We start from the raw sequence: 21,108 nt of genomic DNA on the forward strand, positions 1-21,108 counted from the left end.
ACTTACCTCCCCTGTTCAAAATTTCGCATACCAATGTCGTATGCTCTTCGCGAGCCGGAAGCCTATTAAAATAGTCAAGCCTAATCATGATCTTGCCCAGTCATTTGGTACGTGATAAAATGCGGAAATTTATTTTTTTGTTTATATTACGCAGCGAAGTCAATATGAGTAGTTTAGTTCAAAAACCAACCGTTGTAAGCCTTTTTGCTGGGTGCGGCGGACTTGATGTCGGGTTTAAAGAACTTGATTACGATTTGATTTACGCTTGTGATAATGACCCTGCAGCTGTGGCCGTTTATAAAAAAAATATTGACGAGAGGGCGTATGTTAGAGACGTCACCTCTGACGAATTCCATGCTGAAATGAAATCTATTGGATCGTGCGACATCATTCTTGGAGGATTCCCATGCCAAGGATTCTCGAAGGCTGGACCAAAAAAACATGATGACATACGAAACCTGCTGTATCTGGAAATGCATTCAGCCGTAAATAGATTAAAACCGAAATTGTTTCTCGCAGAAAATGTCGACGGATTATCGCAAAACTTTAAGGGCGCGTACCTAGAAGCCATAGTCCGAGATTTTAAAGATATTGGTTATAGAGTTGAGTATCGGCTGTTTGATTCCGTTGGATTCGGGGTTCCTCAACATAGAAGAAGGATATACTTTATTGGGGTTAGGGATGACCTTTTATTTGATGACTTTAACTGGCCCGAATTTACACATTTAAGCCAGAGCCGAAACGGTGAAGCAGCGATTGCGGACCTCGGGGATTTTTTCTCTCAGGATAAGCAAACCCTGCTACCAGCGAGGACTATCCGAGAGTCTATAGGGGATCTTATTCAGCTAGATTCTAAGATTGCGGACCATAGGGTCACATATGCATGGAATGCTGCCTGGAGTTCTATTTTCGCGAAGATTGGGCCTGGTCAGAAACTTTGTAATGTTAGGCACTCCCCGACGTCCGTTTATACCTGGGATATACCAGAATATTTCGGTCATATCAACGACATAGAAAGAAATATTCTCGAAACAATTGGGAAGAATAGACGCCATAAAAAATATGGCTCCATTCCAAATGGAAACCCTCTTTCAATCGAAGTCATAAAAGAACTTTCTGGAATAAAATCAGTAACCCGTCATATAGATAGCCTTATGACTAAAGGCTACCTCAAAGACGTCGAAGGAAAGTTTGACTTAAAAGGGGCAATGTTTTGCTCAGGCTTATACAAACGACCAGGCTGGGACTCTCCCTCCTCTACAGTGCTGACAAATTTTCACAATCCGAGATATTTCCTTCACCCGGAGGCAAATCGTCCTTTCTCCTTGAGGGAATGTGCCCGCCTTCAAGGATTCCCTGACGATTTCTTGTTTACTTTTGGAAGTGGCGAACGCGAACTTGTGGATGGTTATAGGCTTGTAGGTAACGCTGTATCACCACCAGTGGGTCGCGCGTTTGCAAAGGCAATTTTTAAGTATTTGTCCAAGGAAGTGAAAATTGAAACTGGTATCAGTAGAACTTTCTCTAGAAGAGAAGTTGAGCGAGTTTGAAAATTGGATTACTGCATCTATTCAGCAGGTTAGTGACACGGCAACCTATCGCAGCGAACTAGAAAAGATCAGCCTAATTCTAGATTCACTCGGCGCCGCTACCAACGGATTTCAACGTGTAGAAGATTGCAATCCTGAGCAGATGGCAATCTATTGCATCGCGCAAGTAGAACGAATTATAGCTGAATTTGAGACAGTTGAATTATCACTTACTGCTGCAATTGATCTACTCGATTCATTGATATCAATGCTTTTCCTGGTCACTGGAAAGTCTGATAACAATATGAAGTGTCAATTTCCGGTATACCTAATTCAAAGCGAAAATAGAACTGTTTTCCCAATGGTAAACCGCCGTGGAAATGGACGTGTCAATTTTGAATTTGCAGAGCTAGGCCGAGTAATTAAGCAGGAGAAAGTCTCTAAGCTGATCGGCGAAGCATTAGTTCTTCGAGCGAGATATCCTGGAGCAATTGACCTAGAGTCCGAAGCAGTTTGGCTTCTAAAGGGTTACATCAATAGTATACTTAATAGCGATGAAAGCATTGAACAACTTTGGGCGTTAGGATTTAGTTACTTTACCCTAAAGGTAAGAAACCCTGGCTTTGAAGGCAAGCTGTTGGCCCCTATCGTTGCCTTTAAAGTGCGCGGATCAGTCGCAGCTCAGAGTGGACATCTGCCAGAGAAAATTCTCAGAAGCTGCATGACAATGTGGGGCTTAAAATCCGGTATCGATTTCAATATTGATGACGTAGTAATTAGTGGTAGCGACCTGCAACGAGACGATCTTATTGAGGCCGCCGCTGAGCTACAAGAGAATAACAATGGGGGCCGTATTATTGATGACTTGAGTGCCGACCCTACTAAAACGCGAGCATATGATTTTGTATTGCCGTATAGAACACCTGGCTGGTCACCGCGCATTTTTATTCAAGCACAGTTTTACGCTGGTGATTCAGGCAGTGTTTCTCACAAGGTCGTTGATCAAACACGTTCATCTAGAGTATTGACTAGAGCAATATACCCAAGGGCACTATTTGTTGAGTACTTGGATGGTGCGGGCTATTACTCGAGTCTTTATCGAGATCTCAAGCACATGCTTGAGATGCCCTCCACTGCGGACTTCATCCAAGTAAGAACGGCTCATGTGAAACTTCGCCGGACGTTACAAAATATTGGCTTTTTAACGCCTCTCGATTTTGTGCATGCACTACTCCGTGCTGAAGGATCGCTAGAGCGCGCAAGGTTAATTTTGATTGATGAAGGCTACTCAGAGGAAGAGATTTTACGGTGTTATAATTTCTGTATTGCAGAAAGCTTAATGTTACAAGCTTCTGGCCTTATCCAAATTTCACCAAGACTGCTTGTAAATTCAAGACGTATAATGTTGCTGGATATCATTGTGGTGGAAGGAGAACGATTCCAGAGAAGTGGAGGTTCTGTTGTTGTAATTGCCCCGGGGGTGGGAGCTGATCGAGGAGTCGGATTACCAACCCTTGGAAGGATCTATGAACGACTTTTAGGCGCCACAGACTCAGGCGCAACTCGATTTAGTTTAGATCTCGGGTGGTTAAACAGCAGCGGGCTAATCCAGATAAAAACTATTTGATATTTCACACACAAAAAATATTATCTAACCAGTAAGCTTCAAAGAGATTACCGGTTAGATTAAGACTTGCTCTGAATCGCCCCTAGTTTCATAGTCCTCTCTGAGAGTCCGCTTCGGGTCGGTAGCTGCCGGTCACGAACGACCGGGACCGACCCGAAGCAGCCGGTCAGAAACGGCAAAATTCGGCCAAAAGCTTACGCTCAAAACTGGCAGAAATTACTGGATAGATCCACTGACAGGATTTTAACGGTGACCTGCGATCAACAACGCCTAACTATTTTTCAACCTGTTTTCGGATAGACCGCTGTTCATTTAAAGTGGTCTAGATGTGCTTTGGTAAACTCATGCAAGTAGTGCATGAGTTCGGCAGAAGCACCCACGGCTACGTCTTTGTCCTGATTGACCAAGGCTTGCATCTGTTTGATGTAGAGCTGGGTGCAGTAGGCTTGATCTTCGCTCGTCGCGTAATAACACCAAAAACGGCGGGAAAGACCCTGAGTAGTTTTGATAGTAGAGAGAATGAATTCGTTCTTTGAAGAGCGCGCCAAAATGTGGTGCATGCGCCGTAACAATGCCATGAAACCTTTACGGTCATCGCTCGCCAGGCTTTGAAGCACCTGGATTACCTCTAGGATTGGCGGCTTGTCCTCTTCAACAAGGCGCTCGACTGCTTTCTCGATACACAACCGCTCGATCAGTACTCGCGGCTCCAGCAACTTCAGCATGGTGAGCGGATTGAGCTCTGGGATCACCACACCAGCGCGCGACAGGCGCACGAGGTTCTCGTTCGCAAGCTTCATCAGCGCTTCTCGAACGGGAGTGCGACCCAGACCTAGATACTCGCTGATCTCGGTTTCAGTCATGACCGAACCTGGGGCAATCTGGCAATCGACTATCGCCGCCTCAAGTTCGTCATGGGCAATTTCAGCTTTGCTTCGTTTATCTACGTTGTTCTGCATGCGTTGACCAAGTCCCAGTTGAGCTCAAGTCCGAGACCGTGTACCCCGTCCTCGAGCGTGATCATACCCTGCTCATCTAGGCGAAGTGGGTTGACCACCAACTGCCGGCGAAGAATCGATGGGCTGGTCGAATACTCCAGTGGCTCGACCCGCTGTTGTGCACAAAGAAAATGGGCGTTTACCGCAATGGTCAGGTCGGTATTGTAGGCGTGGGGCACGATTCGCTTGCCCTTGGGCGCGAGCAAATCACGCAGCTTCATGACCTCACTGACGCCGCCGAACATGGTGATATCCGGCTGAGCGATGTCGAACGCGTCAGCCGCTAAGTAGGGTTGAAACTCCTTGCAGGTGGTGAAGCCCAGATCGCCGATGCCCACGGGGATTGCCGTCGAGGAACGCAGCCGACGATGGTCCTGCAGGTTGTCTGCATCGAAGGGGGCTTCGATCCACTTGAAGTCCAGCGCCTGCAAGGTGCCGAGGAACGGCTCCAGCTGCTCGAAACGCGTGAACTCCATGGCCACATCCAGCATCAACTCGATCTCGGCGCCGACAAACTCACGCAGGCAGTGAAGATTCCCGATGGCCTGCTCCACGTCCTGCCACCACGGCTCTACACAGATCTTGATGCGCTTAAAACCCTGCTCCAGACAGGCGCTGACTTGCTGCTGGAACAGTGCCTGCTCTGCCTGCATCGGGTAGATGGTGGCGTACGCCGGCAGGTGCTTGTGCTTCATTCCACCGAAATAGCTGTGTAACGGTCGTTTTTCGGAGCGGGCAAACAGATCCCACAAGGCAATATCGAGCGCGCTGATGGCATGGATGGTCACGCCGTAGCGGCCATGCCAGTTGCTGCTCTGGTACATCTTGTTCCACAAGCGGACCGGGTTATCCAGCACTTCACCGACCAGTACGCTGGCCAGCCCTGTGGAGAGGTAATTGTAGGGTCGAGACTCAATCAGCGCCTTGATCACCTGCGGTGGCGAGTCCGTTTCGCCGATGCCGTACAGGCCGTTGTCCCCGCGCACCACGACCAGGGCATTCTGGTAGCTACCCTCAAAGCGGACGAAGTCCGCTTGCGGGTCCTGCAGGCAGGTGACCTCGACGCTCTCGATCCTGACACTCATCGCCCACTATCCAGGCTGAACGTTCGCCTCTGGTAGATGAAAGGTTCCAACAGGTCCCAATCCAGCTCGACGCCTAGTCCGGGCAAACCGGTTGGGTGGATGAAGCCCTGCGCGTCGGGGCGGAAGACCTGCCTGGCGCCAATTTCATATTTCTCGTAAGGCGCGGCCTGTTCAAAATATTCGCAGTTGTCATAGGCCAACATCAGATGCAGGTTGGCTGCCTGGGTCAGGGTATAGCCCCAGGACTGCACCTCGGCCTTCAAGCCCTGGGCGCGGGTCACGCCCATTACCTGGGTGGCGCCGATGAAGCCACCAATGCTGGTGACATCGAAGCGGCTGCGGTCCCAGCAATGGTTCTGCAAGCCGTGCTTGATCAACTGCAGGTTGGGCAGCGAGTTGCCACCGCTGATGACATCCAGATCCAATGCCGCTGCCAGTTTCTTGTAGCCATCCAGATCCGAGTCGGGCAAAGGCTCCTCGAAGAATTCCCACTGATAGCAATCGAGCAAACGGCCCATTTGCAGGGCCTCCTGGAAGGAGTAATTGGCGTCGACATCCAGGCTCCAACCAATATTTCTGCCCGCGAATTCTTCCTGTAATGCATGGACCAGCGCAGAGTCTTCAGCGAAGACACAGCGCGGGTGAATCTTGATGGCACTGAAGCCCTGGTCCAGCATCCGATGGCAGTAGGTGATGTAGTCATCGACCGTGGCCATTACCGGGCTGGAGGCATAGGCCCGTATCTTGTGCTTGGCGGCGCCGAGCATCTGGTAGATGGGCAGATTCAGCGCCTTGGCCTTGGCATCGTGCAGGGCAATATCGAACAAGGACATGGATAGATGCTTGAGCGGCACGTACTTGCCGGACATGGCCCTGGCAATCTGCGGGGCCTCGTATAGCCCTTTGCCCAACAGGAACGGCGCCAGCAGCGCCAGACTGTGGAAGGCCGTCTGATCGAACTCATGTTCGGTATAGGTGGTCAGGCCCGCTATCCCCTGCAGTCCATTATCAAAGGTCAGGCGGGCAACGATCATCGCTTCGTACATCGGCCCGAGGAACGAAGACCAGCTGATCTTCTCTCCGTCCGGGCCTATTGCGAAGATTTCAATGCTTTTCACAATAGGCTGAGTCATTTTAGGCGTGATCTTCTTTGATGAACTTGACGGTGCTGATCATCATCAGCACCAGGATTACCATCAGCGGCAAACCGATTATTACCGAGGTCGTCTGCATGGTCTTCAAACCGCCGAGGAACAGCAACGCCACGGGCAGGACTGCGATGGCAAAGCACCAGAATAAGCGGTTGGAACGTTGCGGTTCTTGCCCCTCACCCAATTCCTTGGTGGTCGCGCAGGCCATCACATAGGCGGCGGAATCGAAGGTGGTAGCCAGCATGACGATCCCGGAGACAGCGACCGCCAGCAGTACCAGTCCACTCAGAGGCAGCGTCTTGAACATCGCGATAATGGCCGGCGCAACGCCTAGGGTGTTCACCAACTCGGACATCGCCAGGGTTTCGGTGAGCTGCAGATTGATGCCATAACCGCCCAGCACGACATAGAACAGCGCACAGCCCAAGGTGCCGTAGGACAGCATGCCGACAATCACTTCGCGGATGGTACGACCGCGAGAAATGCGGGTGACGAACATGCCCATGAACGGTGCATAGGCAACCCACCAAGCCCAGTAGAAGACTGTCCACGCTTGCGGAAAGCCACTCTCGTTAACGCTGTCGGTCCAGGTGCTCATCTTGATGAAGTTATCCGCCGCGTAACCGATCGAATCCATGCCCAGGCCCAGAATGAACTTGGTTGGCCCGACCAGCAGGACATAGACCACGATCGCAAGCGTGAGCACGGTGGCAAAGGTGCTGAGGCGCTTGATGCCTTTGGCCAACCCTAAACCACTGCTGACGGTAAACACGGCGGTGCAGGTGAGGATGATCGCCATGTCCAGATACACGCTGCTGCTAACGCCCATCACTTCAGCCAAGGCGCCACCGATCATCGGCGTACCCAGACCCAGAGAGGTTGCGGAAGCCCCCAGCACGCCGAGAATGAACAAATAGTTGATGACCGTACCGACAGGGCCATCGACCAAATTGCCCAGTGCACCGCGGCAAGCCTCGCTGATCTTGTAGATGTGTTTCTGCCGCACATAATAGATATACGACATTGCAATGCTAGGCACGCAATAGATGGCCCATGCAGTCGGCCCCCAATGGAAGATGCCGTAAGCCTGGCCAACGGTGTACATCTCCTTGCTCTTGGCCTCCAGGCCAAAAGGGGTCCAGGCGAAATGATAGCCCCACTCAGTTCCTGCCCAGAGCATCAGACCGGACGCAATGCCGGCGAGAAAAACCATTGAGCCCCAGCCGAATTTGGTGAACTCCGGGGCAGCATCCTTATCGGCACTCAGCTTGATGTCACCAAAACGGGAGCAGGCCAGTACCACCAGAAAGATCAGCGCGCTAAGGCCGACAGCAAGGTAGATAAAGTCGAAAGTGTGCGTCATCCACTTAAAAATGGAGTTGATACTGGTTGCGCTGTCCTCCGGGAAAAGCACAAGAGTCATCGCCACGGCACAGATGATCAGCAGGCTGATGATCTGCATTTTTCGATCAGTTTCGATGGGCTTGACGACGCGTTTTTGCACACCGGCCTCCATTGGAATATCCGCTGCTTTCATATTCATTAAGTCACCTCTTATTGTTGTAATTGCCACGGGTTAAATGAGTCCACAGCAGCAAGCCAACTAATTGGCTTGCTGCATCAGATAGGCCATATGTCCACCTTCGATCACCTGGAACGTCAGGTCTTCCTTGATCGCCAGCTCAGCCGCCAGGGCAGCCGCTCGGCCATACTCAAAGCACTGCGCCGTCACCCGGCAGCTGGCCAGCGCCTCGTGTTCGCTGCTCAGGCAACGACCCGCGACGATGATGTTCTTACCGACCTTGGGCACCAGGGTGTGAAATGGCACTTCGTAATAGTCGTCAATTAACCACTCGGTCTTCGGCTTGGCGCCGTAGTGCAGTTCGATCGGCCAGGATGTTTTTGCGATAGCATCACTGCACTTGCGTTTGTTGATGACATCGTCATTGGTTAGACGCGCCACTCCATCGATGGAACGGGTCTGGCGGACGCCGACTTCAGTGGCGTAGTCAATGAAGTAACTGTCTTCGCAGCCCGGCACGTTTGCCTTCATGAAGTCGAAGAATGCCTTGGCCTGATAGATGGAAAACTGCTCCGCCTCGGTGTGATCGACCGGATTGGTGACATCTAACGCGCGCTTGTCGAAACCGGTGATCTTGGTGGCATTGACCAGCAGTTCACCCGGGTTCACGGTGGGAAATAGCCAGACTTTCTTGCGCAGCAATTCGTCCCTAGCTTCCAACATGCTCACCACCTTGGGCGGCGAGATGGTGTCCTCACCCCAGTAGGCCAGGTACTTCAGCAGATTTACGTTGCCTACCTTGAACATCATGGTCGGGTTCTGGATGACTCCGTTATTACCCTTAGTGGTCTTAAGCCCCATCTTGTAGACCACATCAGCGTCGCCGCTAGCGTCGATGACCTTCTTGGCATAGACCGCGGTGAACCCCGCGCTGGTGTGCAACACCATGCCCTTGAGCTCTTCCTCCTCGGCGATCACATCGATCATCTGCGTGTGGTAAAGCACGGTGACCTTGGCCGCCCGCAGCAAGTCGGTGGCGACTTTCTTGTATTTAGCGCAGTCATGGGTGGCGACCCAAGTCTTGCCATAGATCTGCGGCTCGGTCAGACCGCCCTCGCGGTACAGCGCATCGCGAAAGCGTTCGGCAAAGCCGAAAATAATCTGTTCGGGCGTTGCTTTATGTGGGTCCTGGACCGTCATGTACAGGCCGCAGATGGTGCCGGACAGGCCTGCCACGGCAGCGCCACCGCAGAATCCCAGGCGTTCTATGAGCAGCACGCTGAGTCCGCGCTCGCCAGCGGTGACAGCCGCGGCAATGCCCGCAGGGCCGCCGCCCACTACCACTACGTCAAAGTGACCAAAGCAGTTCAGGTCGGCCTTGAATCCCGCGGGAAGATTTCTCGTGTAGGTCATCTCAACGCTCACTTGTTAGGTAATATTCAGAATATATCTTTAATATATTGAATGAAACCCCCTTCCAGTAAACTTGTCAACAACCGTTGATCCACCTGCCTTCTCGCGCAATCGAGGTGCCGCGCGATTGCTTAGCGCTTTTCAGGCGCAGATCGTCGAGACGCCCTGGACAGCGCCTCGACGACAAGGCCCTTTCGCTTAAGACCTTTGACATGACAGGGCGTGGACTCAGGCGTACGTGTAGGAGATACACGGCGCCGAGGTTTCGGCCAGCCTGATTTACTTGGCGAGCTATCGGGGCTGTCACACTCAACCCAGAGAGTCTGCAACCGGCACAGAGAACAGCGACATAAGAGCCACGGCTGACACGACAACAACCTTGCAAAACGCTGTGCCAGCTCGGCTATGTGACGGTGCGCTTCCGTATCCTGGCCAAGAACACGGCGCAACTGATGATGTTCGCGCGGTCAAACCCGTGTATGGCACGCCGGTATTTACTGACAAACGCAGGAGAGGTGCGCTTGGAATGCGGGGAATTGCCGCTGCGAGAGCTGCGGCGACTAAAAACCAAGATGTGAGCGGGTGATCTGATCGTTTCAGATTAATTCGCCGCTTTAAAAATTGACGAAGACTGAAGTCTTTCATAAATACATGGCTAGTTGAGACCCTCCCCAGAGGGGAGCACTTTGTTGTTTTCACACAACCCTGGGCAGAATTTGACCACTACAGTTAGGGCTATTCGCAACCAGCAGCACCGACCCAAGGTTTCCAGTGACAACCGGTAGAAACCGGCCAGCCCCTCCAGTCGTCATCGGCCAATAGCAGACACCCGCGACAGCCCGCGGTGTCCGGTCCCTGACATTATCTTCCAGAAGAACAACCTGCCGAGAGCTCGCACTGAGCCAAAAGCGCCGCTCACCTGATCACGTTGTTCATTCAGTCGGACATGTGGGTGGCTCGTGACATTTCTGGCCCCATTCAGGATGTAAAACGCAACAACCCGGTAAACCCGGGTTGTTGGATGAATCCGCCGACTGCGACTTAGTTGGATCGGTGCTGACTTGTAAGGAGTATCCCTAGGAAGGCCAGTATGGCCTCCCAGGGCCACGGAGTATGGCGAACCGGCGCTCTCTACTTGAAGAGAGCACTGAGGTGATCGTTCAGATAGAAACCCTGAGGATCGAGTTTCCGACGCAGGTTGCGGAAGTCATTCGCGCGAGGGTAGATGGAGGTGACATCTTCTCCGGTCAGAAAATGCATCTTGCCCCAGTGAGGTCTTGCCCCAAAAGAACGCAGGATTTTATCGACGCTCCGCAAGTAGTCCCAGTAGTCGGTTCCTGGTTCTCCGGAGACGGAAATGGTGACGCTATCTTGCTCGAAGAAGGGACTCATCCATGCGCCATCGCCCGCGGTGAAGCGATACTCTATTGGGTATATCGCTTCAGGGAAGTCCTCCAGCATAAGTTTGCGCACAGCTCTGAGCGCTTCCTTTGCATGTGCAACAGGCACTGCATATTCGAGCTCGTGGAAGTTCGGAACGTACTCGATCGGATAGGCATCCGAGCTATAGGCTACCTTTTCGAACTCACCCTCGAAAATTGGACGGTCGGTTATATCCATAACCTTCACTTCGCACACATCGGTTGTACGGCCAGTCTTGGAGGTCGCTGCGGTATCGGGCAGGCAGTAGCAATGTCGGCTCTGCTCGTACGGACACCAGAAGAAGCTGAAGTGGCGATGCTTTTTCGCCATTTCATCATGCTTTTCCATGACGCTTTCGAAATCTTCGCGCCAGATGCGCTCGTGAAGATTGAAGCTATCCATCACTTGAAGCGTTATTTCGGAAATTGCTCCAAGAACGCCGAGCGAGACGCGCCCAGCATGGAGCAAGTCCGGCGTGCTTTCGTCGACGACTATGATCTCGCCATTCGGCTGAACGAGCCTCATGCCCACGATTGACGACGCCATATTGCCGAGCGTGAGGCCCGTGCCATGCGTTCCTGTCGTCAAAGCACCTGCGAGAGCCTGACTGTCGATGTCGCCCTGGTTGATCATCGACAGGCCTTCGGCCTTGAGGACTCGAACGAGTTGATTGATCGTCGTCCCCGCGGCGGCCGTGACTCGACGCTTAGCATGATCGATGTGGCGTACACCCTGCATGTTGGCTAGCGTCAGGTGCAGGCCACTGGTGAGTGCAACAGGAGTAAATGAGTGGCCGGAGCCCGCGACTCGGACGTTCAGTCCTTTGCCGGTTGCATCAATGATCATGCTGCAAAGCTCATCCTCACTTGACGGAGCACCACGAGCTGCGCGAATACAAGACTGGTTGCCGACCCAGTTGCGCCAATGTGCGTGTTCAAGCCCGAACTCGTTGATGTGCATGTTGTGCGATGAAGTGTTCATTATTGTTCTCCTACTTTTTACTTGGATTGCGATGTAGCCGTTGCCGGAAAATGGATGTGTTTTGCTCAAGAAATTCGCGTCGTCACTGACAAGAAACTAAGCCGCACAGGCAAGCATATGGCCAGCGCCCTTATCGGATTCGTTGGGGACAGAATGAAGGCGCCCTAAAACAACCACCATATGTCGATGGGTATAGAGCTTGGACGTAGATTCAAGACGAGCCCTCCTGATGTGTCGGGTCCGCCGAGTCTCCCAATCAACGTCGCACGGTCCCTTACGCCTACAGGCTCTTAACGGCCAACAGGAGCGTCAGTGGCTGCAAGGGCTTTAAGTCGCCACCGCCGTATCTGCCATCAGCGAACTCAGTTGCGAACCTTCGTCGAGCCAGCGCAGGTCATTCTACATCTCGCCCTTGGTATTAATTTCATTGAAAACAGTTAGTTATCGATTCATATATCCATCGATATATAGACAGTTCTTCAGCCCGCCCCTAGCGTGAGAACGGTCGAATTCACCAACAGCAATGGAGACAATCATGGGACGACTGAACAACAAGGTGGCTCTGATCACTGGCGGCGCAGGTGGTTGCGGGCTAGCCGTTTCTGAGCTCTTTGCACGCGAAGGCGCCAAGGTCGCCATCCTCGACCTGCCCCACAGCGACGGTGCGGCGGTAGCCGAGCGGATTAACGCAGCTGGCGGCAGCGCCTTCTTCGTACCTGCGGACGTCTCGGTAGCCGAGCAGGTCAACAGCGCGGTGGCCCAGGCTGAAGAGCGCTTCGGGCCCATCACGGTGCTGATGAACCACGCTGGCACCATTCACGCAGCGCCCTTCCTCAATACCAGCGAAAATGACTGGGAGCGGTTGATGAATATCAACGTTAAGAGCATGTTCCTGGTGACCAAGGCCGTACTGCCGAAGATGATTGAGGCCGGCGGCGGCAGTATCATCTGCACTTCGTCCATCTCCGGCGTGGTAGGCACACCCATGGAGGTCCTGTATTGCACTACCAAGGGTGCTTGCCACATGTTTGCCCGCGCCCTCTCCGTCGAGTTCCGCGACCGCAATATCCGCAGCAATGCCATCTGCCCGGGCTTTATCGGCACCACCCACGGCCGACGTGAGCTTGACCTACTGCGTGAGTTTGGCGCAGAAGTTACCGACGAGGCACTACGTGCCATGCAGGGCCGACTCTGCGACCCAACCGAAGTAGCCGCCGCCGCGCTATTCCTGGCCAGTGACGACGCCAGTTTCGTCAACGGCACGCATCTGTTCGTCGACAACGCTTATACCGCAGCCTGACCTCCGAGCTCAAAAGGACTGAACACCAAAACAATAAGTACTCAACCTACTTACGTTCTGCCACCCAACAAAAAATTTACAAGAGACGAGGCAGCTATGGAAAACATCGGTACGTACGTCATCTACCTCATCATGGCCTGCGCCGTTATTGGCGCAATCGCCTCCGTGGTCAACGCGGAGTCAGAGTTGGGCAAAGAGTTCACGGCCGGCCTGCATAGCATCGGCCCCATCTTCATTCCCGTGGCCGGCACGATGGCAGCTATTCCCTTCATCTCCAGCTTCATCGGCCACTGGATCGCCCCACTGTTTTCTGCGCTGGGCGCCGACCCCGGCATCGCCGGCCCCATCTTCATTGCCTCGGACATGGGGGGTTATCAGCTCGCCCATTCCTTGGCCGAAGACCCTGAGGGTTGGGTTCTTGGGCTGATCACCGGCTTCCAGTCCGGCGCGACCCTTATCTTTGTCATTCCCGTGGGCTTGGCCATGCTCAACAAAGCCGACCATAAGTACATGGCACTGGGCATCATGGCCGGGCTGCTGAGTATCCCGATCAGCATCATTACCGTCGCCATGGCCATGCAGTGGCTGGGCCTGGGCGTACGCCCAGATATTGCCACCAGTGGCCCAGCCACTCAGGCGCTGAACTTCACGCTGCCGCTGCTGCTGCGCAATCTGCTACCGCTGATTCTCTTCTGCGTCTTCCTAGCCGCCGCCCTGCGATACCTCCCTGGCCTGATGGTGCGACTGTTCCTGGCGTTGGGACGCATAATTTACGCTGCGGTCACGCTGATCCTGGTGGCGTCCATCGTTGAGTACTTCACCGGTGCCTTCACCAATACCTTCGGCAGTTGGGGCTTCGCCCCCATCATCGCCGACGAGGAAGATCAGTTCCGTGCGCTGGAAATCGCCGGCTACATCGGCATCATGCTCTGCGGCGCCTTCCCTATGGTCTGCCTGATCAAGCGTTACCTCTCCCGCCCCCTCGAACTGGTGGCCGTCAAACTGGGCATGTCACCAGTTGGTGCGGCTGGCATTCTCGCCGCCTCGGCGAACATCCTGGCGATGTTCCGCCTGGTCGCGGATATGCCGCCCAAGGACAAGGTCCTAGTGATCGCCTTCTCGGTCTGCGCTGCCTTCACTTTTGGCGACCACATGGCCTTCTCGGCTAACTTCCAACCCACCTTGATCCTTCCGCTGATTATTGGAAAACTCAGTGGCGGCTTCATCGGCATGGCCATCGCCTACTGGCTGGCAGTGCCGAAGGCGTTACAGCTCGGCAGCGAAGAACTCCCCCGCGATTCTTTGCGAGCCTCGGCCGGTCTGTCCTGAATCGTGCAGCGCTGTCCCATCATGGGACGGCGCTGAAATTCCCGGGTTAAGACAAACAGTACGGTTACGTATGAACAACCAGGAAGCAATCAAGGTGGCAGACGTGATCGCCGCCGTGGGTACCGATAATCTGGGTCATAGCCTCTGCACCTTGCTGGAGGGCGATGTGCGCTTCGACATGAGCTGCGCCTACGTCTTTCGCTTCGATCGTACCGCCGTGCTAGTGCACGATGGCTACAATGGCATGGTGCCAACAAAGACTTTGAGCGCCTACGTTCGCGGCGGCTATTTACTAGACCCTTTCTACGTCGCTTGCATGCATGAGCACCCGGCAGGTCTTTGGCGAATGAGCGACCTGGCGCCGGATAGTTTCCTCTCCTCGGGTTTCGCTATCTCGCCTGATATCCACCCCTGCATTTCATCCACTCACGGTAGTCTGGTCGAGGAGTTGGGCTACATCATCCCGCTTCAGGCACACACAGCCGTCGTCTTCTCGCTAATGAAAGAGCAAAGTCATGGATCTTTCACAGAATCAGAAGTCCGTCGCTTGCAAACGCTGGCACCGATCGTAAACAAGGCATTTGAGGCACACTGGCGCTTGCGTCCGGAAGAACCCGGCGTAGCCCCCGGCAATCCCGAAAACCACCTCGAAAGCGCCTTTGTGGACATTCTTCAGGGGCAGCTGACTGACGCTCAGCGATACATCGCCAAGCTACTCCTCCAAGGCCACAGCAACGCGTCCATTGCCCACCTGCTCGGAATCTCCGAAGGCACGGTAAAGGTGCATAAGCACAACATCTACCAGCGCCTTCAGATCTCCAGTAACGCCGATCTATTCCGACTATTCATCAACTACATTTCCGGTGCACCCAGATAGATAGTCAGCGCAACTCGAAAATATTGCATGGGCCAGAAAGCCTCGGAACGCATCTTGCTGGATGGCCCCACTTGTCGGCTGCTGGCTACATCTACCGGGAGCTTGAATCAGGTAGCGACCGCGCGCTATGACTGATCCACCCTTGTCCTTCCTCAACTTGGAGGACAAGCCATGAATACTGCTGCTTTCTACAACTATCAGCCTTGGAACAAGGGAAAACTTGTCGGACAGAAGGCTCCACTCCGGCTAAGAGATATTTGGGCCATTCGGGTCAGATTGCAGCTTGCCGCTCGGGTACGAGACCTAGCCCTCTTTGATCTGGCAATCGACAGCAAGCTGCGCGCCTGTGACTTAACCAAGCTACGGCTGCGGGATGTAGCCCATGGAGATCACGTATCGCCAAGAGCTATCGTGATGCAACAGAAGACCCAGCGCCCAGTGCAATTTGAAATCACCGAGCAAACCCGTACTGCTCTGGAAGCATGGGTAAATCTGGCTAAGCTCAGAAGCGACGATTTCTTGTTTCCAAGTCGCCTGCACTGCTCAGAGCATCTCTCCACACGGCAATACGCACGCATAGTCAAAGCCTGGGTGACATCCATAGGCTTGGAGCCAGCGCTGTACGGCACTCACACTCTGCGGCGCACCAAGGTATCGCTGATCTACCGACGGACAAAGAACCTGAGAGCAGTCCAGCTGCTGCTTGGCCACACGAAGCTAGAAAGCACCGTCCGATATCTTGGCATTGAGGTCGACGATGCTCTAGAAATAGCAGAGCAGACAGAGGTGTAACTTTCGGCTGGCGGCGACTACGCCCGTAGCCGCCGCAATCGGCCAAGAGCGGACATAAAGTATCTACGAGAAGCTGGCCACTCTAAGCTCTAAAACATCCTCTCCTGGCTTCTCTATTTGATCACTTTTCGAGCATAAGGATCGTTTCCTCTATTGGGCGAAGTACCCATCAAAGGCACGCCTCGCGAACAAGTAGACGCGGGAAATGCCCATTCAAGTAGGTTGAGCTACAGACTTCAGCATGTAGCACCGGGGTGCACAGTGGCAGATCCAAGCTCGTTTTCAATTCCTTGGCTCAATGCTGTTCTCAGCAGCAATTGGTGGCCGGGTACTCCCCCCCCCCCGCGTCAGGGTTTTGGTGAGAAAGTGTGTGGCACGGTAATCCCCTCGTTCAGAAAATCGACCGTCTCGCAGCCAGAGTGATCAAGCCGGATACTGCTGAATGGCCAAGTAGGTGCAGCTAGGCACTCAGTCACGGGGCTTGTCGTTCTTACGCAGCAGGTAGCTATCCATGATCCAGCCGAGATGTTCGCGCAGTTCGGTGCGACAGGTGAGGATGGTTTCGACTATCTCATTGAGGTGGCAGGCGATCGGCACTCCGTCGGCGGTGCCGATATAGGCGTCCCAGTAGATCTGCATGCTTTGGCCGGCTCCCGCAGCAGCAAACCGATGGCTTCGCGGAAGGCGCGGTAGGCCGGCATGTCAGTCCATAATGCCTCGCGCTTAATGCCGCTACCCGGAGGCACACCCTCGCTGAAAGCACACCGCAACGGGCGGCCACTTGCAGGCCCTAACAGTTCACCCGATCAGTCATCTGCACTTCACCTTAAACTGTACGTATGCGATGTGGGTCATTACCAGCGGCTCGTACTGGAGCCGAATCGATATTCGCTTCAGCTTAGGGCGGCGATGCCGGCCTTGGCCACTTGAGCGTCCTGGTCTGCCTTGACCCCGGAGACGCCAACGGCGCCAATAACCTGGCCTTCGACGATCAGCGGCACGCCACCTTCCAGGGAAGTGATTAGCGGCGCTGACAGGAAGGCGCTTCGCCCGCCGTTGACCATCTCCTCGTAGCCCTTGCTCTCACGGCGACCGAGGGCCGAGCTGCGTGCCTTCTCGGTGGCGATATAGGCGCCGATCGGGGCGCATCCGTCGAGACGTTCCAGCGCCAAAGGGTGGCCACCGTCATCCACCACTACGATGGCCACGGCCCAATGGTTCTTCATTGCCTCGGCCCGGGCGGCAGCGAGAATGCGGGTGACTTCGGTCTGGCTCAATACAGCTTTGCTGTGCATGCTTAACTCCACAAAGGTTTGCGATCAGTCATGTAGGGAATAAGGCGAACGTGCCAAGGGGCCGAACGAGTTGTCGTCTGCAAATAAAGTAGTCCCCTGCAAATGGCAACACGGCACACGCTGTTTTCAGAAGACGTAGCACGCTACTTATCTCGATGCTTACTTGGCGCGGCGCGGCGCGCCGCTCTTATGTGAGCTAGCGGTAGATAACGCTCTACTAAGCTTTGGTCCATTAGCCGTGCGCCGTTTGCGCCAACCGCCGGGTCAACCAATCAGGGTCCATCTCCGGAACGGATGCGAGTAAGAGATCGGTATAGTCATGATGCGGCGGTGCAAACACCTCTTTGGTCGGCCCTTGCTCAACGACCTTGCCTCGCAACATCACAACCACTTCGTCGGCGATGCCGCGCACCGTATCCAGATCATGCGTGATGAACAGATAGGACAGGCCGAGCTGCTCCTGCAACCGGTTAAGGAGCTGCAATATGCCCTTGGCGACGATCTGGTCCAGGGCAGAAGTGACCTCGTCGCAGATAATTAACTCAGGTTCGGCTGCCAGCGCCCGGGCGATACAGATGCGCTGCTTCTGCCCGCCGGAGAGTTCGCCCGGCAGACGGTCGATGAATTTGTTAGGTTCCAACTCTATCTGTTCGAGTAGTTCACACACCCGTTGCTGCTTGGCCCGCCCCTTGAGGCCCAGATAGAACTCCAGCGGACGGCCGATGATGTCGCCGATGCGCTGGCGCGGATTGAGCGCCGTATCCGGCATCTGGTAGATCATCTGCATATGCCGCAACGAGTCCTTGCTGCGCTGACGGTAGTCGTTCGCCAGCGCCTGGCCCTTGAACAGCACTTCGCCGTTGGTGGGCGGTAGCAGGCCGGTGAGCACCCGCGCCAGGGTCGATTTACCCGAGCCGGACTCGCCGACCACCGCCACGGTGGAACCTTTATGGATGTTCAGCGAGACGTCCTGCAGCACCTTCACGGGACCGTAAGCGGCATGCACTCCGCTCACCTTGATCAGCGGCTCGTCCACCGGGGGGGCCTTCGGTTCGCGTTGCAGCGAGCGTACCGCCCACAGTGTCTTGGTGTAGGGCATCTTCGGGTCCGTCAGCATGCTGCGGGTGTCGGACTCCTCGACCGTCTGGCCGTGGCGCAGCACCTTGATCTGGTCGGCCATCTGCGCCACCACTGCAAGGTCGTGGGTGATGTAGATGGCGGCGGTACCGAACTGCTGGACCAGGTCGCGAATGGCGGCCAGAACCTCGATCTGGGTGGACACATCAAGGGCCGTGGTCGGCTCGTCGAAGATGATCAGGTCGGGCCGACAGGCCATGGCCATCGCAGTCATCGCCCGTTGCAGCTGTCCGCCGGAGACCTGGTGCGGATAACGCAGGCCAATGCGCTCCGGGTCGGGCAGGCGTAGGCGGCGATACAGGTCCACCGCGTCGGCACGTGCCTCGGCCTCACTCATCACCCCATGCAGCACAGCGGTCTCGACGTACTGATCAATCAGAGTGTGTGCTGGGTTGAAGGACGCTGCGGCCGACTGCGCCACATAGGCGATGCGCGAGCCCCATAGCCGGCGTTTGCGCTCGACGGGAAGCTGGGCCAGGTCGACGCCGTCGAATAAAATTTTACCGCTACTGATGCGGCAGCCGGGACGTTCGTAGCCCATGGCCGCCAAACCGATGGTCGACTTGCCCGCTCCCGACTCGCCGATCAGCCCCAGCACTTCACCGCGGTGCAGACTGAGGTCGACGCCCTTGACGATTTCCTGCCAGGCCTCGCCGCTCTGCCCTTCGATGCGTAGATCGCATATCTGCAGCAGCAGCTCACCGCGGGTGCGTTCTTGTGTCTCAATGCTCATCGCGCAAACCACTCGTTTTGTGTAGGAACCAATCGACCACGAAGTTAACCCCTACGGTCAACAAGGCGATGGCCGCGGCCGGAAGCAGTGGCGTGATATCGCCGTAGCTGATCAGGGTGGCGTTATCGCGCACCATCGAACCCCAGTCGGCCGTGGGCGGTTGAATACCCAGACCGAGGAAACTCAGTGCGCTGATAAACAGGAACACGAAGCAGAAACGCAGGCCGAACTCGGCCACCAGCGGAGGCAGAATGTTCGGCAGAATCTCGCGAAACATGATCCAGCCAACCCCCTCCCCTCGAATACGCGCGGCTTCGACGAAGTCCAATACCGCCACGTTGGTTGCCACCGCCCGGGTCAGGCGGAACACTCGGGTGGAGTCGAGCACCGCGATGATGGCGATCAGCACCGGCACCTCTGTGCCGAATATGGTCAGCAGCAGCAAGGCGAAGATCAGTTGGGGAATTGCCATCAGCACATCGACAACACGCGCCATGGTCTGGTCCACCCAGCCGCCGAGGGTCGCCGCCAGCAATCCAGCGGCGCCACCGATGAGGAACGCCAGGGCAGTGGTCACCGTGGCGATACCGATGGTGTTGCGCGCGCCGTAAAGCAGACGGGTGAGCATGTCGCGACCGAGGTTGTCGGTGCCGAGGAGGAACTCGCTGCTCCAAGGTTCGAACGCGGCCGCGACGATCTGCGACTCGCTGTAGGGTGTGAGCAGCGGTGCGAACAGCGCAGCAAACACGTAGGTGACGATGATTAGCAGGCCGAGCTTGGCCGTCCACGGCGCGCTGACCAACTCACGCCAGGCGGACTGCCCTGTGCTGCGCCGCTCGGCCAGGTGAAAGGATTCGAGTGCTTGTTCAGTTTCCGGCACACCTTCCTCTGGCCCGGCTCCGGCGATCGGAGAAATTCGTTCGCTCATCGGGGATGCCTCAATCGTGGATTGGTAACGACCGAGAGGATATCCGCGGTCAGATTGAGGATGATGTAGGTGGCCGCAAAAATCAGACTGCAGGCTTGGACTACCGGCACGTCACGCTTCTGTACCGAGTCCACCATCAACTGACCCATGCCCGGATAGACGAACACCACCTCGACAACCACCACGCCCACCACCAGATACGCGAGATTGAGCACTACCACGTTGATGATCGGCGCCCAGGCGTTGGGCAGGGCATGGCGCATGATGATGCGCCAGCGGCCGACGCCCTTGAGCGTGGCCATCTCGATATAGGGGCTGGCCAGCAGGTTGATGATCGCCGCCCGGGTCATGCGCATCATGTGCGCCACCACCACCAGAGTCAGGGTCAGCGACGGCAGCGCCACGCTGTACAAGCGTTGCCATAGCGACTGCGAGGCATCGACATTAGCCAGGCTGGGAAACCAGCCGGCGTTGACCGAGAGAAACAGGATCAAGATGTAGGCGACGAAGAACTCGGGGAAGGAGATCGAAGTCAGAGTCACTGCGTTAATTACCCGGTCAAACAGGCCATTGCGATACAAGGCGGCGAGAAAGCCCAGGGCCAGCGCCAGAGGCACCGAAATCAAGGCCGCCACCACCGCCAGGAACAGCGTGTTGCCGAAGCGACCGCCGAGCAATTCACCGATCTCCCGGCCGTTGGCCAGCGAATGGCCGAAGTCGCCTTGAAGCAGACGGAGAAACCAGTCGACATAGCGCACATGCAGCGGCTGGTCGAGACCGAGGGACAGCCGGAAGGCCGCAACGGTATCCGCGGTCGCCGACTGACCGAGTATTTCCGTGGCGATATCGCCGGGCAGAAACTCCATGCCAAGAAAAATGATCAGCGACACGATCCACAGGCTGAGGCAGCCCAGCGCAATGCGCTGGGCCACCATTTTCAGGAGCGGGTTCATGATTTTAGGCTCCTTCTACTGACGAGAGCGGCAACG

General features: G+C 55.2%; 17 protein-coding genes and 1 pseudogene. 7 read left to right on the forward strand and 11 right to left on the reverse strand.

From position 1 onward, the window contains the following. Positions 1–164: 164 nt before the first annotated feature. Positions 165–1,550 (forward strand): DNA cytosine methyltransferase, encoded by a 1,386-nt coding sequence (locus tag B2D37_RS15630; protein ID WP_177345233.1) that lies wholly within the window; start codon positions 165–167, stop codon positions 1,548–1,550. After that, a complete protein-coding gene (locus tag B2D37_RS23165) occupies positions 1,498–3,156 on the forward strand; it encodes a hypothetical protein (protein WP_154067102.1) in 1,659 nt (552 codons plus the stop codon). The genes B2D37_RS15630 and B2D37_RS23165 overlap by 53 nt, the downstream gene beginning before the upstream one ends. A 308-nt stretch (positions 3,157–3,464) precedes the next feature. Here the strand turns inward: B2D37_RS23165 and B2D37_RS15635 are convergent, their stop codons facing one another. The 5 genes from B2D37_RS15635 to B2D37_RS15655 are packed head-to-tail and all read right to left on the reverse strand — an operon-like array spanning position 3,465 to position 9,325. Next, a complete protein-coding gene (locus tag B2D37_RS15635; RefSeq protein ID WP_079203552.1) occupies positions 3,465–4,115 on the reverse strand; it encodes a GntR family transcriptional regulator in 651 nt (216 codons plus the stop codon). Continuing rightward, positions 4,100–5,239, reverse strand: a complete 1,140-nt coding sequence (locus B2D37_RS15640) for a mandelate racemase/muconate lactonizing enzyme family protein (protein WP_079203553.1) — start codon at positions 5,237–5,239, stop codon at positions 4,100–4,102. Before B2D37_RS15640 ends, B2D37_RS15635 begins: the two co-directional genes overlap by 16 nt. Next, complete coding sequence (locus B2D37_RS15645) at positions 5,236–6,372, reverse strand: mandelate racemase/muconate lactonizing enzyme family protein (protein WP_079203554.1); 1,137 nt, start codon at positions 6,370–6,372, stop codon at positions 5,236–5,238. Before B2D37_RS15645 ends, B2D37_RS15640 begins: the two co-directional genes overlap by 4 nt. Position 6,373: 1 nt before the next feature. Beyond that, the gene (locus B2D37_RS15650; RefSeq protein WP_079203555.1) at positions 6,374–7,933 is read right to left on the reverse strand and encodes a BCCT family transporter; all 1,560 of its coding nucleotides are present in this window, start codon (positions 7,931–7,933) and stop codon (positions 6,374–6,376) included. Positions 7,934–7,993: 60 nt separating this feature from the next. Then, entirely contained in the window at positions 7,994–9,325 is a 1,332-nt protein-coding gene (locus B2D37_RS15655; protein WP_079203556.1) for an FAD-dependent oxidoreductase, read from the reverse strand. Positions 9,326–9,720: 395 nt separating this feature from the next. Between B2D37_RS15655 and B2D37_RS23170 the strand changes: the two are divergent. Beyond that, a pseudogene (locus B2D37_RS23170) lies at positions 9,721–9,903 on the forward strand (hypothetical protein); the annotation flags it as partial. Positions 9,904–10,456: 553 nt separating this feature from the next. Here the strand turns inward: B2D37_RS23170 and B2D37_RS15660 are convergent. Beyond that, positions 10,457–11,728 (reverse strand): D-arabinono-1,4-lactone oxidase, encoded by a 1,272-nt coding sequence (locus B2D37_RS15660; protein ID WP_079203557.1) that lies wholly within the window; start codon positions 11,726–11,728, stop codon positions 10,457–10,459. A 535-nt stretch (positions 11,729–12,263) separates the two neighbouring features. On the opposite strand from B2D37_RS15660, the gene B2D37_RS15665 reads away from it, so the two are divergent. From B2D37_RS15665 to B2D37_RS15680, 4 genes are all read left to right on the forward strand, one after another. Then, positions 12,264–13,028 carry an SDR family NAD(P)-dependent oxidoreductase gene (locus B2D37_RS15665; RefSeq protein ID WP_079203558.1) on the forward strand — a complete coding sequence of 255 codons (765 nt, stop codon included), beginning with the start codon at positions 12,264–12,266 and terminating at the stop codon, positions 13,026–13,028. A 96-nt stretch (positions 13,029–13,124) separates the two neighbouring features. Further along, entirely contained in the window at positions 13,125–14,357 is a 1,233-nt protein-coding gene (eutH, locus tag B2D37_RS15670) for an ethanolamine utilization protein EutH (protein ID WP_079203559.1), read from the forward strand. A 70-nt stretch (positions 14,358–14,427) separates the two neighbouring features. Continuing rightward, positions 14,428–15,234 (forward strand): helix-turn-helix transcriptional regulator, encoded by an 807-nt coding sequence (locus tag B2D37_RS15675; RefSeq protein ID WP_079203560.1) that lies wholly within the window; start codon positions 14,428–14,430, stop codon positions 15,232–15,234. A 171-nt stretch (positions 15,235–15,405) separates the two neighbouring features. Continuing rightward, positions 15,406–16,026: a tyrosine-type recombinase/integrase gene (locus B2D37_RS15680; RefSeq protein ID WP_079203561.1), complete on the forward strand. Its 621-nt coding sequence runs from the start codon at positions 15,406–15,408 to the stop codon at positions 16,024–16,026. Between the two features lie 468 nt (positions 16,027–16,494). Here B2D37_RS15680 and B2D37_RS23175 read toward each other — a convergent pair whose 3' ends face one another. From B2D37_RS23175 to B2D37_RS15700, 5 genes are all read right to left on the reverse strand, one after another. Next, positions 16,495–16,665, reverse strand: a complete 171-nt coding sequence (locus B2D37_RS23175; protein ID WP_154067103.1) for a hypothetical protein — start codon at positions 16,663–16,665, stop codon at positions 16,495–16,497. A 254-nt stretch (positions 16,666–16,919) separates the two neighbouring features. After that, the gene (locus B2D37_RS15685) at positions 16,920–17,321 is read right to left on the reverse strand and encodes a heme-binding protein (RefSeq protein WP_079203562.1); all 402 of its coding nucleotides are present in this window, start codon (positions 17,319–17,321) and stop codon (positions 16,920–16,922) included. Between the two features lie 232 nt (positions 17,322–17,553). Then, entirely contained in the window at positions 17,554–19,191 is a 1,638-nt protein-coding gene (locus tag B2D37_RS15690; protein ID WP_079203563.1) for an ABC transporter ATP-binding protein, read from the reverse strand. Continuing rightward, positions 19,181–20,119 carry an ABC transporter permease gene (locus B2D37_RS15695; protein ID WP_079203564.1) on the reverse strand — a complete coding sequence of 313 codons (939 nt, stop codon included), beginning with the start codon at positions 20,117–20,119 and terminating at the stop codon, positions 19,181–19,183. Before B2D37_RS15695 ends, B2D37_RS15690 begins: the two co-directional genes overlap by 11 nt. Beyond that, positions 20,116–21,072 (reverse strand): ABC transporter permease, encoded by a 957-nt coding sequence (locus tag B2D37_RS15700; protein ID WP_079203565.1) that lies wholly within the window; start codon positions 21,070–21,072, stop codon positions 20,116–20,118. The genes B2D37_RS15695 and B2D37_RS15700 overlap by 4 nt, the downstream gene beginning before the upstream one ends. Positions 21,073–21,108 lie beyond the last annotated feature (36 nt).

Source organism: Pseudomonas sp. CC6-YY-74 (assembly GCF_002025205.1).
In the GTDB taxonomy this organism is placed as follows: Bacteria; Pseudomonadota; Gammaproteobacteria; order Pseudomonadales; family Pseudomonadaceae; genus Aquipseudomonas; species Aquipseudomonas paeninsulae.